The organism is Chloroflexota bacterium (assembly GCA_034717495.1).
In the GTDB taxonomy this organism is placed as follows: Bacteria; Chloroflexota; Anaerolineae; order JAAEKA01; family JAAEKA01; genus JAYELL01.
The window spans coordinates 36,029-49,225 of record JAYELL010000019.1 but is presented as its reverse complement, the minus strand read 5'-3'; the positions used below and the strand labels follow the sequence as shown (position 1 = coordinate 49,225).

The following is a 13,197-nucleotide window of genomic DNA, read 5'->3' as shown; positions in this document are numbered from 1 at the left end:
GATCTCTTGAAACAGGATTTCCAGCCGACGATTCATACAAACGGTAATGACCACAGCGGTCCGGCGACAGCCGTAGCAATCGACGGAGAAGTGGGCCAGGAGGCGGTCGAAGGTTCTGTGCGCACGATCCTGGAAGCGATTGGCGAAGATCCAGATCGCCAGGGCCTCCAGCGCACACCCCACCGGGTCGCCAAATCCTTTGCCGAATTAACATCAGGTTACAATGTGGATCCTAATTTGCTCATTAACGATGCCATATTTGATGTTGAATACAACGAAATGGTTATCGTCCGGGATATCGACTTTTTCAGCCTGTGCGAACATCACATGTTGCCCTTTCTGGGGCAAGTTCATGTGGCCTATATTCCCAATGGAAAGGTCATTGGACTGAGCAAAATCCCAAGAATCGTCGAGATGTTTGCTCGCCGGCTTCAGGTACAGGAACGCCTTACCCAGCAAATCGCCGAGTTTTTGCAGCAAGCCCTCCATGCGGAAGGTGTTGCGGTGGTCGTCGAAGGACAACACATGTGCGCCGCTATGCGTGGCGTCAAAAAGGCCAATACCCGCATGACCACCTCTGCCATGCTGGGCAGTTTCAAGCACGACCGGCAGCTGCGAAATGAGTTTCTTGATCACGTCGGACGCCAGGTTCATTAGTGCCAAAACGCTCCTGTTCTTGCCCCGGGAAAAAAAGATATGTCACCAACACCTGCGCTAATGACACGAAATCCGCAGTCAGAATTGGTGCTAAGTCGTGCTGATAAGCCTGGACACTTTTTACCAGAGAAACAGGTGCCTGTCAATCTAAGCCCTGAACCATTTCCTCAGAGAGGAGGAGCGGCATGCCTCATTCTATTGAAATTCCCCCGCGACAACGACCTGGAGGTGATGGCGGCTACCTGGAGGAGATGACCAAAGCGATCTTCCAGGCTGGTTTTAGCTGGGACGTTATTCGAAACAAGTGGCCCAACTTCCAGAAGGCCTTCGACCAATTTGATGTGGCCACGGTGGCCGCCTACGATGTGCCTGATGTGGAGCGCCTGCTGTCCGATGCGGGTATCGTTCGAAACGGGCGAAAAATCAACGGGACGATCGAAAACGCCGGCACGATTCTGGCGTTGAGCCAGCAGCATGGCAGTTTTTTCGATTACCTGCGAACCCTTGATGATCTATCCTACGATCAACGCCGCAAGCAGTTGACCAAACAGTTCAAGGGCCTGGGTCGCACCAGTTGTTTCGTATTTCTCTGGTGCGTCGACGAGCCAGTGCCGGACTGGGAAAATCGCTGACGTCCGCCAATCTGCTTGCCCGCCTGGCATACATCTGATATACTTCTCTCCAGGATAAACTCAGCCCTGGTTCCCGATTTTCCGGTTTGACCAGGGTTGGTTCAAGCTTGCCAATCAAGTGCAGGCGAAACCCCACCCTTCTTTTCGTGTTGTACACAATGACTAAGTATGCCATTGCCATGGCCACAGCGCTTACGGTAAAGCGGTTTTCCCAATATTGGGAGGACTGGTCATGAGCAGCGATGGCGGGTTTTTGGCCGAGATGGCGTCGCGTGATCGTCGCTTGTCCAAACAGGTGTTGGAAACGGTCGATGAGTCCACCCTGGTCGAATGGGCGAAGGTCGATCCCGAGGCATTTGGCCTTCTCTACGAGCGCCACGTAGATCGCATTTATAGCTATATCTACTATCGCAGCGGAAATCGTCAGGATGCCGAGGATCTTACGGCCCGGACTTTTTTCAAAGCGCTGGACAATATCGGTCGATATACCGATCGCGGCGTACCGTTTTCGGCCTGGCTCTATCGGATTGCGCACAATCTGGTGGCCAACTGGCACAGGGATTACAGCAAACGGAAAGAGCTCTCCCTGGATGATCAGCTGCCCCTGGCTATGTCGACGGGAAACCCTGAACGCTATGCGGAGGCAGGTGAGGCCAGAGAGGCGTTGTTGAGCGCCATCGGTCGTCTGTCCGATGACCGCCAGCAGTTGTTGTTACTCAAATACATTGAAGCAATGCCCAATGCGGAGATAGGCGAGATCATGGACAAGAGCGAGGGCGCGATCAAATCCTTATACCATCGCACTCTGCTTGCTCTGCGCAAGGACATGACGGATCACGGCTTCCTGTAGCACGTTTCTGTCACTGTCTTTCTTAGTGATCCGAATTGTGACCGACACAACCGGTGACCTGGGATGGGATTGCCCAAGAGGTTCTGATTATGGAAATAAGTTGGAGAGATTCGATTTTCGATCTTTACGTTTTTGGCAGGTCAAGGGTAGGTGGTATGCGATGGGGCAGAGAGACTCTGCCTGAGGCCGATCTGGCCGAGCTGGACGATCTGTTGCAGTTAACCGATCTCCTCCAGGAAACACTGGTGCCAGTTGCACCCGAGCCGGCATTCCGCAATGAGTTGGGCACGAGCCTGCGCCTGGTTGCCCGGCAGCGGGCAGATGCCAGCGGCTATGGCAGGAGTCGTCTCACCGGTCGCAGAAAGGTTGCGGTCGCGGCGACTGCGTCGGGGGTTTCCGTTGCCGTGGGTCTTCTGACCCTGGTGGCACTCTATCGGGTTCGATCTGACACGGATTCTATCGTTCCTCCCGCCTGATTGGTGATCGTGCAAAGTGACCTCAGGCCCGAGCGCAAGTTGCTCGGGCCTTTGTTTTGCGCTGATTTTTCGGTTTTCTTGCAGTCTTTAGACATCTGTAAACTGGGTGGGGGGTACACAACGGCCTGGGCGTGGGATCAACATGGGCACACGGCATTGATAGTCGGCATAGGCATCTCCAAACTCCGCCAGGAGCCGCCTCTCCTCGTGCAACGAGCCCAGGTAGAAATAGAGGGTGATCAGAATGCAGGCAAGCAGCCAATTGATGGTCATAGTGGGCGTCAACCAGACCAGAAGGATACTGAAGAAGTAGAGCGGGTGGCGCACCCGGCAATAGAACCCGTGAATCACCAGCGATTCTGCCTCGTTGCTTCCGTCGTTCGCAAGTTGACTCAGTCCAAGAAACTGGGCGGGATTGGTCTGCAAAAAGGCCAGCAGCAGGCCGAGCAGTGCCAATGCCTGGCCCGCCCGCATGAACCAATTCCAGGGCGATGAAATCGAATATAACATCTTATCGGGAAGAGCCGCCAGGAGCAGGAAAAGAGGCAGCAGGGTCAGTGCCGAGATGACGTTGTAGGCCAGGCGATACCATCGATCAGCGCCAGGCCCGAAACGGCGGCGTGCCCGTGATTTGAGATCAAATGCGGCCAGCAGACTGTGCAATCCGGCCCAGGCCACGAATGCGAGCGATAAAAGAAGGATGCTTGTGGTCATTGGGTTGGTGAAGCGTTTATCGTATCATAATTTTGCGGATTGATTCCTGAATCCATAGAGTACACCCATTTCAACGGGGAGTGCAAATGGGTGTGATTCCTGGTTTGGCTGCGCTATCCAGGGCGCGAAAACACTTGTCAACGACGGGGCCGTATGTTATAATCCCGACAAGTTTTGACCGGTAATGCAGCCGGTCACTCGCCGGATAGCAAAAAGGCTGTCCGTTTCCTTGTTGCGTGGAAGGAGGTGATGCCAGATCGGATCTGGAAACAGGCCGAGTGTTTCGCGGGAACCCTTGCCTGGTGTGATAGCAATACCATCCTCTTCCAGTTCCACGCATAGAACCTCCTCCCAGTCTTCCCGCACCACTTTTTGACCTAAACGCACAATCGAGAAGAGCGGTTTTGGCGGTATAGCCCAGGTCCTTCGATTACCCGAGGCCTGACCGAACAGTTCTGTCTTCGCGAGCGTGCCTGCTTCATGAGTGTACCTTAATCTTAAGGAGTATACTTCGATGGCAAGTGTAACGTATCAACATGTCTACAAGCGATGGGGTGATGTCGTCGCTGTCAACGATTTGACCATTCACGTCGAAGACAAGGAGTTTCTGGTCTTCGTCGGTCCCTCCGGCTGTGGGAAATCCACCAGCCTGCGGCTTCTGGCCGGTCTGGAGGAGATCACTGAGGGTACAATCCTGATCGGTGACCGGGTAGTCAACGACGTCCCCCCCAAGGATCGGGACATCGCGATGGTGTTCCAGAGTTACGCGCTCTATCCCCACATGAGCGTCTACGACAACATGGCCTTCGGACTCAAGCTGCGCAAAACCCCGAAGGAAGAGCTCGACCGCCGCGTCAGGGACACGGCCGAGCTTCTGGGCATCGGCCCGCTGCTGGATCGAAAACCCAAGGCACTATCCGGTGGCCAGCGGCAGCGAGTGGCACTGGGCCGAGCCATCGTGCGAGACCCGGCGGTCTTCCTCCTCGACGAGCCCTTGTCCAACCTGGATGCCAAGTTGCGTGTCCAGACCCGGGCAGAGATTACCAAGCTATGGCAGCGGCTGGGTACGACCTTCATCTATGTCACCCATGACCAGGTGGAGGCCATGACCATGGCGAGCCGCATTGCCGTGCTGAAGGATGGCATTCTTCAGCAGATCGATGCGCCCCAGCAGCTTTACGATCATCCGGACAACGTCTTCGTTGCCGGCTTCATCGGCAGCCCCTCCATGAACTTCTTTGACTCCACGCTGGTCGAAGCCGACGGCAAATGGTACGTCGACAGTGGCACCTTCCGCCTGGATGTTGCCCCCAAACACCTTGACCTGGTCAAGAAAAATAAAGGCAACGAAGTCATATTCGGGATTCGCCCGGAGGATATCCAGACTCGCGAATATGCGCCCCCTGGCATCACTCCTTCTTTCATGACAGCCACGGTGGACGTCACCGAGTTGATGGGTAATGAGATCTTCGCATATCTGTTGACCGGAAACAAGAGCTTTGTCGCTCGCCTTGACCCGCGCTCGACCGCAGTGGTTGGCGAGACGCTCGACCTGGTGGTCAACATGGACAACATGCATCTTTTCGATCCCAAGACGGAAATACGCCTCAAGTAGGAAGATGTAAGGAAAGTGTCCAATGATAGGGGCCGGTTGCATCGGTAGCTGGCCCCTTTTCGCTGCCTGGTGATTTCCGGACAAGGTGGCAGCAGTGGGCGGACATGTTCTTTTTATGATATGACAGGAGAAAAAACGTGACCGATTTAAATTTGATGGCGGACCTTGCGCAGAAAAACGGCAACAAAATCGTACTGCTGGTGCTGGATGGCCTTGGCGGATTGCCGCTGACGCCCGACGGCCTGACTGAACTGGAGGCCGCCAACACCCCGAACATGGATCGGCTGGCACAACAGGGTACCTGTGGCCTCTCAGATCCCATCGCGCCGGGCGTGACTCCTGGCAGTGGACCGGCCCACCTGAGCCTGTTCAGCTACAACCCCATCGAGCACGATATTGGCCGCGGTGTGCTTGAGGCACTGGGCATCGGCTTCGACCTGGGCCCAAACGACCTGGCAGCCCGCGGCAACTTCTGCACGGTCGATGCCGACGGACGGATCACCGATCGCCGGGCCGGTCGTATTCCCACGGAGACGTGCGAAAGGCTCACGGCGAAGTTGCAGGATGCCACGGCCGATGCCTTGCCTGGCTATGAGGTAATTGTGCGCCCGGTGAAGGAGCATCGATTCGTTTTGGTGATTCGCGGTGAAGGTCTCGGCGGCGAGCTTACTGAAACCGATCCGCTGATGGTCGGCAAAAAACCTTTGCTGGTTGAGGATGAGTCGGGCACTGGGCAAGGCGCCCACACCGCCGCATTGGTCAATCAGTGGGTCGCGGCGGCCCGGGATGTTCTCAAGGATGAAAACCCGGCCAACAGCCTTAACCTGCGGGGCCTGGCCAAGGATCCCGGCCTGCCCGACTTCACCGAAATCTACCAGTTGCGGGCCGGCGCCATCGCTATCTATTCCATGTACCGCGGGGTCGCCAAGCTGGCAGGCATGACTGTGCTGCCCACCGGTTCCACCCACCAGAGCGAAATCGACACCATGCGGGAGCACTGGGACGACTACGACTTCTTTTTCATGCACGTGAAGTACACCGACAGCCGCGGTGAGGACGGCGATTTCGATGCAAAAGCCAAGGTCATCGAGGAAATCGACAGCCTGCTTCCTCAAATCGAGGAACTGGGTCCCTATGTTCTGTTGATCACGGGCGACCACAGTACCCCCGCCAAATTGAAGAGTCATTCCTGGCACCCGGTCCCCACATTGTTATGGAGTCCCGATGCCATGCCTGATCGCTGCCAGGTCTTCGGTGAGCGCGAATGTGAGGCGCTGGGTGGCCTGGGCCAGTTTCACGCCACCGAGTTGATTCCCAGAGCCATGGGCCACGCTGGCAGGCTTGCCAGGTATGGGGCATAGGAAATGCCATAATGTCATAATGACATGTTGACATTGTGATATATTGACATGAAAGCCCTTGTCACCGGTGCCACCGGATTCGTCGGCGCAAATGTTGTGGAGGCCCTCGGGCGGGCTGGTTGGCAGGTGCGCGCCCTGCGGCGCAATTCATCTTCGATGGAGGCGCTGAAGGGTTTGGCCTATGAGCCGGTGGTTGGCGATGTGACCGACCCCTCCTCCCTGTTGAAGGCCATGGCCGGTTGCGATGCTGTGTTTCATGTCGCGGGGGTGACGGCCGATTACTGGTCCCAGGATACTACCCTGCTGTACCGTGTCAACGTGGACGGCACGCGCAACGTGGTCGAAGCCTGTCTGGCCTCGGGAATCGAACGATTGGTCTTTACCAGTTCACAGGCAGCCCTTGGTTTTTCCGGCGACGAGAGCCCGGTGGACGAAAGCCACCAATTCAATCTCTCACCCGGTGACTATCCCTATGGCCACAGCAAGCATCTGGCAGAACAGCAGGTTCTGGCCAGGGTGAGAGGGGGCCTTGATGCTGTCATTGTCAATCCCTCGATTGTCATGGGGCCTCGCGACGCGACCTTAACCAATAGTCAAATCATCCTGGAAGTTGCCTACGGGCGTATCCCCCTGGTGCCACCAGGGGGCGTCAACGTGGTGGACGCCTGCGACCTGGCAGATGGCCATCTGCTGGCATTGGAAAAAGGCCGGTCGGGAGAGAAGTATCTCCTGGCCGGCCCCAATGTCACTAACCTGTATCTGGCCAGCGAGGTGGCTCGGGTGCTGGCGGTCCAGCCTCCCCGGGGCAACCTGCCCCGCTTTCTGGTGGGGCCAACCGCGCTGGCGCTGGACAGCCTTGCCCGCATTTGGCCGCGGCGCCTGCCGATCTCGGGGGATATCATCCGTTTTGGCTCTCGTTTCATCTACGCTGACAACAGCAAGGCGACAGAGCAGCTGGGATTCAGCCCATCCCCACTAACCGTGACCATCGAGCGGGCAGTTTCATGGCTACGCGCCGAGGGGCATCTCTAGTCCTCGCCTCGCCCCACGCTGCTGTCCATTGTTCACAGTTATCGCATCCGAGGATGCTCACTCCGCTCTTTATCCCCGCGTCCCCGCGTCCGTAGATGGTCAGTCGTGGGTTACTCTCGTGTTGGCATCCGGACAGCCCCCCCCGGCCCTCCAGAGGGGGTGATGTGACCGGAGTTCCCCCCTTTGGGGGGTTAGGGGGGCCGAACAAGCCGTTCCCATCCAACTCTTGCTTTCAAAGTGGCATTGCTTTAGTCGTCACATTGGTCTTGACGAGGCACTAACCACTAATCACTTTTTCCAGCAGTTTCTCATCCAGTACCTTGCCGTTCAGCTTGTGGAGGCCGAAGGCATCGTGAATACAACGTACGGCTTCGGCGGCGTCGCCACGGGCGATGACCAGGGAGATATTGCACTCGCTGCTGCCCTGAGCGATGGCGATCACATTGATGCCGGACTTGCCCAGAGCGGAGAAGATTCTGGCTGCGATTCCTGGCGTGCCTTTCATTGCCGCGCCCACTACCGCCACAATCACAACCCCTTCGTGGGCGCGCACTGCGTCGATGTGTTGCGCTTCCATCTCCCTTTGCATTTCAGCGCGCAGTTCCGCGATCACTGCTGCCTGATCCTGCACCCGGATCACGAAGCTGATGCTTTGTTCCGAGGAGGACTGGCTGATCATCAATACGTTGGCGCCTGCCCGGGCCACCGCGCTGAAGGTTCGGGCCGCGATGCCCGGCACACCAAGCATGCCCCGGCCTTCAACAGTCACCATCGTCAATCCCTCGATGGCTGAAATGGCCTTGGCGACATCCCTGGTGGGCTTGGGCTCCTTCACAATGAGGGTACCGGGATGATCGGGATCAAATGTGTTCAGCACACGAAGGGCAATGCCGCGCTCAACCGATGGTAGAATCGTTTTTGGATGCAGGACCCTGGCGCCGTAAAAAGCCAGTTCGGCTGCCTCGATGTAGGAGATTTCGGGAATCGTACGGGCTCCGGGCACGATTCTTGGGTCGGCAGTCATGATACCGTTGACATCGGTCCATATCTGGACCTCATCAGCCTGCAGCGCGGCACCCAGGATAGCGGCGGAGTAATCGGAGCCGCCGCGACCCAGGGTAGTACTGATGCCATCTTCAGTGGCAGCGACGAAACCGGTTACGACCGGTACCACGCCTCCCTGCAGCAAGGGCTCAAGCCGGGTGTTGGCCTGGTCGATGGTCGGCTCCAGCAGCGGATTGGCACCGCCGAAATTCTCGTCGGTCACGATGATTTCCGCTGCATCGACCCATTCGGCTGCTATGCCGTTGGCCCGAAGCACCGCGGCCAGCAGTGGCGCCGAGAGACGCTCTCCGGTGCCCGAGATGACGTCAAGGCCCCTGGGCGTCAGTTCGCCGAGCACGTCGACGCTGCGGCAGAGGCGCTCGAAGCTGGACAGCCGTGACTCGAAGAGCCTGCCCAGCGCGGCTCGCTCGACACCGTTGCTGATCAATTGGCCTGCCACCATCTGGTGCTTTGCTAACAGGTCGTCGCGCGCTTCCCGATAAGGTCGCCGGTCGCCGGCTGCGGCTGCCTGCGCAGCATCGATCAGGATATCTGTGACGCCGTTCATAGCGGAGGTGACCACCACTACCTGGGAATCAGTTTCCTTCAATTTCGCCACGATTTTCGCCACTTGCTTGAATGCATCGGCATTGCCAACGGACGTTCCGCCGAACTTGAGCACGCGCATAAGAACTCTCCTCATTGATGCTGATAATGTGGAAGCTCAATTCCAGGCAGGGGGTGGGGTGGCCGGCAGGTGAATCGCGGAAAAAGCAAAACCTCGCGTAGGGCGAGGCAGGGTAACGAGTGGGATGCACATCATTGTCATCTCCTCTCATCTCCCAGCTTGTGCTGTCGGAATTGGCACCTTGGTCTGCGTGTCAGCCGGGCAGTGGGAATGTCGATCCACTCACCGACGCAGTCCTGGTTGCCGAGGTTTCAACGGGCCGGTCCCTCAACCTCTCTGGATAAGAGCGTCAGACGCTATGTAATTGTCGCGATCGTAGCACAGAGTTTTCGATTTGTCAACGCAATGTGCGCGTGGGTTGCTCAACCGGATCCAATGGTGCCGAAAAAGGTTTCGCCGCGGGAGCGGGCAGCCAGGGCCCGTTGCAGCAACCTGGGATCGCCATCCACCCAATCAAGGCCATCTACCGAGCTCAGAGGACTCCAGAAAAGCTCCCCTTCCTCTGTGGGCAGGACCTGTTTGCTCTCCGATTGGGCGGTGAAAACAAAAAGCATGACACCCGGGAAGTGGCCGGCGTTGTCCACTTCGGTTTGACCCGTACTGCCATCAACATGCACGACCCCTGCCAGCCAAAGGTCCGATACGAGCAGTCCCGACTCCTCGAGAATCTCGCGTCTTGCCGCCGTCTCAACGTTCTCGTGCCTTTCCACATGGCCGCCAAGCCCGTTGATCTTGCCGGGGAAGAGATGTCTGTTCAGCGAGCGTTCTATTAGCAGAACCTCGTCTCCGTGCAAAATGAAGCAGAGAGTGCGAGGCACAACTGTGTGTCGGGGAGGTGGGCAAAAATGGTTCGGCCGGCGATCGGACAGGGGCTGTGACATAGTGCTATTCTAACGCAGTGCGCCGGGCGCGGCAAACGTGCTGACCATCATGGGAAAATGTGCATCACTTTGGGAAAAACGCTTGACAAATCCCTGGCTTTGTTTTAAACTTTCTTTCAGAAAGCAAGACTGATTTTTTTGCCCGGCTCGGGCACGACGATGCGGTTCTCTTTTGCAAGGATGCCAAGGTGACTCCTACTACAGGAAACGCCGCCCTGCTGCGGAAAGTCAATGAATCAGCAGTCCTCAAGTTATTGCGGGAGGAGGGGCCCTTTGCACGTGCCGAGATCGCCCGGCAGTTGCATTTGAGCCCGCCTACCATTACGCGCATCGTCGCCGATCTCATCGAGGGCAGACTTGTTCTGGAGCGGGAAGCGAGCGATTCCACAGGTGGCCGCCCTCCAACACTCATCGAGTTCAACGCCCAAGCCGGTTCCGTGGTTGGGGTTTATATTGGACAGCAAATGACTGGGGCTCTGGCCAATCTGAGTGGACGGGTATTGGCGCGAAGGTCGAAGGATTCGCTCACGGGAGATGCAGGTGTGCAGCAACTGCTCACTCTTGTTGCCGATCTCCTGGAAGAGGCGAATAGGCGGGGAGTACCGGTGCGCGGTGTCGCCGTGGGTGCGCCGTCGATTGTGCTCTTTCCCCAGGGTGTCGTCGTCTGGTCGCCCACTCTTGGCTGGCAGAATCTTGCTCTGAAAGACATTTTGACGGAGCGGTTGGGCGTTCCCGTTTTCATCGAAAACGAGGTCAATCTGATCGCCCTGGGAGAAAGCTGGCGCGGGGCCGGGCGCGGGCTGGAGAATCTGGCGTGCATCTCGCTGGGCGGGGGCATCGGGGCTGGATTGATCTTGAACGGCAGGTTGTATCGCGGCGCGGGCAGCGCTGCCGGTGAGATCGGATATATGATTCCCAGCCAGCGGTTGTTGAGCCAGGAGTATGATACCTTCGGCTGTCTGGAAGGGATTGCCGGCAGTTTGGGCATCATCAACCGCGCTCAGGAGCGAATCAGGGCCGGGGAAATGTCGCTGCTCCACGATGAAGGCAATAATGGGGCTGAACCGCATTCGCTAACGGTTAGCCAGGTGTTGGAAGCGGCAAGAGAGCAAGACTCCCTGGCTTGCGCGGTGGTTTCGGAGACAGTCGATTATCTGAGCGTCGCCATTGCCAATCTTGCCTGTCTGATCGCCCCCGAACGCATTATCATCAGCGGTGAACTGGCCGAATATGGCGATCTGTTCATCGAACCGATTCGGCAGCGTTTGCAGGGACTGATTCCCCATACGCCCGACATCGTTGTGTCCGAATTGAAATTGGACGCCGTTATTCTTGGGGCTGTTGCCGTGGCGCTGCGCGAGACCAGCGACGCTCTGTTTGTGCAACCCTCTCAAGCTTGAAACGAAAAACAGCCATCCCGGCGGCCCGTAGCGGTCGCCTGAGCCATTGGAGCCCGTCCATTACATCCGATTATCAGCAGAAGGCAACTAAATGAGCCAGGAACCAGTCATAAAAGTCAACAATGCAAAAAAAACTTTCGAGAGCGACCGCGGCCCGGTAGAGGCCCTGGGCGGTTTCGACATGTATGCCAACGAAGGCGAGTTCGTATCCATCGTCGGGCCCAGTGGCTGTGGCAAGAGCACGCTGCTCTGGGCGATGGCCGCGTTGTGGCCGCTCACATCGGGCAGCATCATCATCGATGGCCAGGAGGTGGTGAGTCCCAGGCGCGAGGTGGGCATGGTGTTTCAGAGTGCCAACCTGTTGCCGTGGCGTAACCTGAAACAGAATATCCATTTTCCCTTCGAGATCATGGGTTTGAAGGTAAACGAATATCAGGATCGTATCGATGAACTGATCCAATTGACCTCGTTGACCGGCTTCGAGAACCATCATCCGCGCGAGCTGTCGGGCGGCATGCAGCAGCGCGCCTCCATCGTGCGAGCGTTGTCTTACGACCCGGACGTGATGCTGATGGACGAACCATTTGGCGCTCTTGACGCGTTCACCCGGGACGAGATGAACTTGATGCTGCTGGATATTTGGGAGGCCTCACAAAAGACGATCGTATTCGTCACACACCAGATTCCCGAAGCAGTCTATCTCTCCGATCGAATCTATGTAATGACGCCCCGCCCTGGCCGCAATTCCAAGATATTTGACATCGATCTGCCCCGCCCCCGCCCCCTTTCCATCACCACTGAGGCTCATTTCTTCGAGTTGACAGCTGAGATCAAAGAAACCATTTACGGCGATGTCGCTGCCTCTGTGGAAACGGGCGATTACGAAATTGATCAATTCGCGCACTGATCCTGCTGGTTTCCCTTTCTGGATATGCAACCCTTTTTGGCTGTTCACCAGCACTCTTTGACTGACGACAAGAATCCGACAGGAGGTTAATTTTGGCCGAACTAACTGAACAAAGCAGCAGCAGCCAGGAAACGGCATCGCCAGGTGAAGGACTTTCCAACTGGTCTGCGCTGACATCGATGAACATTGCGGGCAAGGAGCTGGTCATCATCCTCCTGGTGGCGGTGGTCGTGATCACCTCCATCGAGATTGCTGTTCGTGCCTTTGAGGTGCCCTCTTATGTATTCCCCAAGCCGAGCGAGACCGCGGCGGCCCTGGTGAACAATTTCCCGACGGTGGCTCCCCACCTTCTGACCACGCTTCAGCAGTTGTTTATCGGCTATGTCATCGGCGCCAGCATCGGAATTTTCCTGGCAGCGGTGGTGACGCAAGTGCCAATGGTCGAGAAGATCATCACACCATACATTTTGATTCTCGTGACGACGCCCATGCTGGCCCTGGTCCCGCTGCTGATCCTCAAATTTGGTTTTGGCCAGACGCCTCGCATTATTGCTGTTTCGCTGGCCGTCGGGCCCATGGTGATGATCAATGCCTCGACGGGATTTCGACGCACCGACAAGGACAAGCTTGCCCTGGCGCGATCCTATGGAGCGACAACGTTGCAGACCTTCACCAAGGTGCGCTTCCCGCTCGCCATGCCGATGATCATCGTTGGCCTCATGGTCGGCGGCATCTTTGGCCTGCTGACGGCTGTAGGCGCCGAGATGGTGGGTGGCGGCATGGGTTTGGGCACCCGCCTTACCTATTACTCCTCTCTGGCCCGCATGGCCAGCTTCTTTGCCGTTATCATACTCATTGCCGTCATCGGCGTCAGTCTTTACGTGCTGTTCTACTTCGTTGGCAAGAAATGGGCCAGTTGGGAAGCGTAGATTGTCTACAC

At 57.1% G+C, this 13,197-nt stretch carries 14 protein-coding genes and 1 riboswitch; of the genes, 10 read left to right on the top strand and 4 right to left on the bottom strand.

The genetic code is table 11. The features are described 5' to 3' along the window. Positions 1 to 78 precede the first annotated feature (78 nt). The 4 genes from folE (at position 79) to U9R25_04320 (ending at position 2,615) form a co-directional block, all read left to right on the top strand. Positions 79 to 657 (top strand): GTP cyclohydrolase I FolE, encoded by a 579-nt coding sequence (gene folE / locus U9R25_04335; GenBank protein ID MEA3335113.1) that lies wholly within the window; start codon positions 79 to 81, stop codon positions 655 to 657. Between the two features lie 185 nt (positions 658 to 842). After that, positions 843 to 1,289, top strand: coding sequence for a DNA-3-methyladenine glycosylase I (locus U9R25_04330; GenBank protein ID MEA3335112.1), 447 nt, complete (start codon positions 843 to 845; stop codon positions 1,287 to 1,289). 232 nt (positions 1,290 to 1,521) lie between these two features. Continuing rightward, positions 1,522 to 2,139, top strand: coding sequence for a sigma-70 family RNA polymerase sigma factor (locus U9R25_04325; GenBank protein ID MEA3335111.1), 618 nt, complete (start codon positions 1,522 to 1,524; stop codon positions 2,137 to 2,139). Positions 2,140 to 2,294: 155 nt separating this feature from the next. Further along, positions 2,295 to 2,615: a hypothetical protein gene (locus U9R25_04320; GenBank protein ID MEA3335110.1), complete on the top strand. Its 321-nt coding sequence runs from the start codon at positions 2,295 to 2,297 to the stop codon at positions 2,613 to 2,615. Between the two features lie 87 nt (positions 2,616 to 2,702). On the opposite strand, the gene U9R25_04315 is transcribed toward U9R25_04320, so the two are convergent. Both U9R25_04315 and U9R25_04310 read right to left on the bottom strand, forming a co-directional pair. After that, on the bottom strand, positions 2,703 to 3,329 hold the full coding sequence (locus U9R25_04315) for an isoprenylcysteine carboxylmethyltransferase family protein (GenBank protein MEA3335109.1): 627 nt from the start codon (positions 3,327 to 3,329) through the stop codon (positions 2,703 to 2,705). Between the two features lie 156 nt (positions 3,330 to 3,485). After that, complete coding sequence (locus U9R25_04310; protein ID MEA3335108.1) at positions 3,486 to 3,665, bottom strand: hypothetical protein; 180 nt, start codon at positions 3,663 to 3,665, stop codon at positions 3,486 to 3,488. A 178-nt stretch (positions 3,666 to 3,843) separates the two neighbouring features. Between U9R25_04310 and ugpC the strand changes: the two genes are divergently transcribed. The 3 genes from ugpC (at position 3,844) to U9R25_04295 (ending at position 7,337) form a co-directional block, all read left to right on the top strand. Continuing rightward, positions 3,844 to 4,944: a sn-glycerol-3-phosphate ABC transporter ATP-binding protein UgpC gene (ugpC, locus tag U9R25_04305; protein ID MEA3335107.1), complete on the top strand. Its 1,101-nt coding sequence runs from the start codon at positions 3,844 to 3,846 to the stop codon at positions 4,942 to 4,944. A gap of 137 nt (positions 4,945 to 5,081) precedes the next feature. Further along, positions 5,082 to 6,305, top strand: a complete 1,224-nt coding sequence (locus U9R25_04300) for a 2,3-bisphosphoglycerate-independent phosphoglycerate mutase (protein MEA3335106.1) — start codon at positions 5,082 to 5,084, stop codon at positions 6,303 to 6,305. A gap of 48 nt (positions 6,306 to 6,353) precedes the next feature. Beyond that, positions 6,354 to 7,337 (top strand): SDR family oxidoreductase, encoded by a 984-nt coding sequence (locus U9R25_04295; GenBank protein ID MEA3335105.1) that lies wholly within the window; start codon positions 6,354 to 6,356, stop codon positions 7,335 to 7,337. Between the two features lie 277 nt (positions 7,338 to 7,614). Here the strand turns inward: U9R25_04295 and U9R25_04290 are convergent, their stop codons facing one another. After that, positions 7,615 to 9,069, bottom strand: a complete 1,455-nt coding sequence (locus U9R25_04290; protein MEA3335104.1) for an aspartate kinase — start codon at positions 9,067 to 9,069, stop codon at positions 7,615 to 7,617. A gap of 144 nt (positions 9,070 to 9,213) precedes the next feature. After that, positions 9,214 to 9,356: riboswitch (SAM riboswitch) on the bottom strand. A gap of 75 nt (positions 9,357 to 9,431) precedes the next feature. Beyond that, the gene (locus U9R25_04285) at positions 9,432 to 9,950 is read right to left on the bottom strand and encodes an NUDIX domain-containing protein (protein MEA3335103.1); all 519 of its coding nucleotides are present in this window, start codon (positions 9,948 to 9,950) and stop codon (positions 9,432 to 9,434) included. Positions 9,951 to 10,138: 188 nt separating this feature from the next. Between U9R25_04285 and U9R25_04280 the strand changes: the two genes are divergently transcribed. The 3 genes from U9R25_04280 to U9R25_04270 all read left to right on the top strand — a co-directional run bounded on the left by U9R25_04280 (position 10,139) and on the right by U9R25_04270 (position 13,186). Next, the gene (locus U9R25_04280; protein ID MEA3335102.1) at positions 10,139 to 11,350 is read left to right on the top strand and encodes an ROK family transcriptional regulator; all 1,212 of its coding nucleotides are present in this window, start codon (positions 10,139 to 10,141) and stop codon (positions 11,348 to 11,350) included. A 91-nt stretch (positions 11,351 to 11,441) separates the two neighbouring features. Beyond that, positions 11,442 to 12,257, top strand: coding sequence for an ABC transporter ATP-binding protein (locus U9R25_04275; protein ID MEA3335101.1), 816 nt, complete (start codon positions 11,442 to 11,444; stop codon positions 12,255 to 12,257). Between the two features lie 179 nt (positions 12,258 to 12,436). After that, positions 12,437 to 13,186 carry an ABC transporter permease gene (locus tag U9R25_04270; protein ID MEA3335100.1) on the top strand — a complete coding sequence of 250 codons (750 nt, stop codon included), beginning with the start codon at positions 12,437 to 12,439 and terminating at the stop codon, positions 13,184 to 13,186. The last annotated feature ends 11 nt before the right edge of the window (positions 13,187 to 13,197 follow it).

What these genes read in the sequence shown, in the direction of transcription:
- U9R25_04295 (MEA3335105.1), top strand. Translation starts at nt 6,354, where the DNA reads ATGAAAGCCCTTGTCACCGGTGCCACCGGATTCGTCGGCGCAAATGTT.
- U9R25_04330 (MEA3335112.1), top strand. Translation starts at nt 843, where the DNA reads ATGCCTCATTCTATTGAAATTCCCCCGCGACAACGACCTGGAGGTGAT.
- U9R25_04315 (MEA3335109.1), bottom strand. Translation starts at nt 3,329, where the DNA reads ATGACCACAAGCATCCTTCTTTTATCGCTCGCATTCGTGGCCTGGGCC.
- U9R25_04320 (MEA3335110.1), top strand. Translation starts at nt 2,295, where the DNA reads ATGCGATGGGGCAGAGAGACTCTGCCTGAGGCCGATCTGGCCGAGCTG.
- U9R25_04290 (MEA3335104.1), bottom strand. Translation starts at nt 9,069, where the DNA reads ATGCGCGTGCTCAAGTTCGGCGGAACGTCCGTTGGCAATGCCGATGCA.
- ugpC (MEA3335107.1), top strand. Translation starts at nt 3,844, where the DNA reads ATGGCAAGTGTAACGTATCAACATGTCTACAAGCGATGGGGTGATGTC.
- U9R25_04325 (MEA3335111.1), top strand. Translation starts at nt 1,522, where the DNA reads ATGAGCAGCGATGGCGGGTTTTTGGCCGAGATGGCGTCGCGTGATCGT.
- U9R25_04275 (MEA3335101.1), top strand. Translation starts at nt 11,442, where the DNA reads ATGAGCCAGGAACCAGTCATAAAAGTCAACAATGCAAAAAAAACTTTC.
- U9R25_04285 (MEA3335103.1), bottom strand. Translation starts at nt 9,950, where the DNA reads ATGTCACAGCCCCTGTCCGATCGCCGGCCGAACCATTTTTGCCCACCT.
- U9R25_04270 (MEA3335100.1), top strand. Translation starts at nt 12,437, where the DNA reads ATGAACATTGCGGGCAAGGAGCTGGTCATCATCCTCCTGGTGGCGGTG.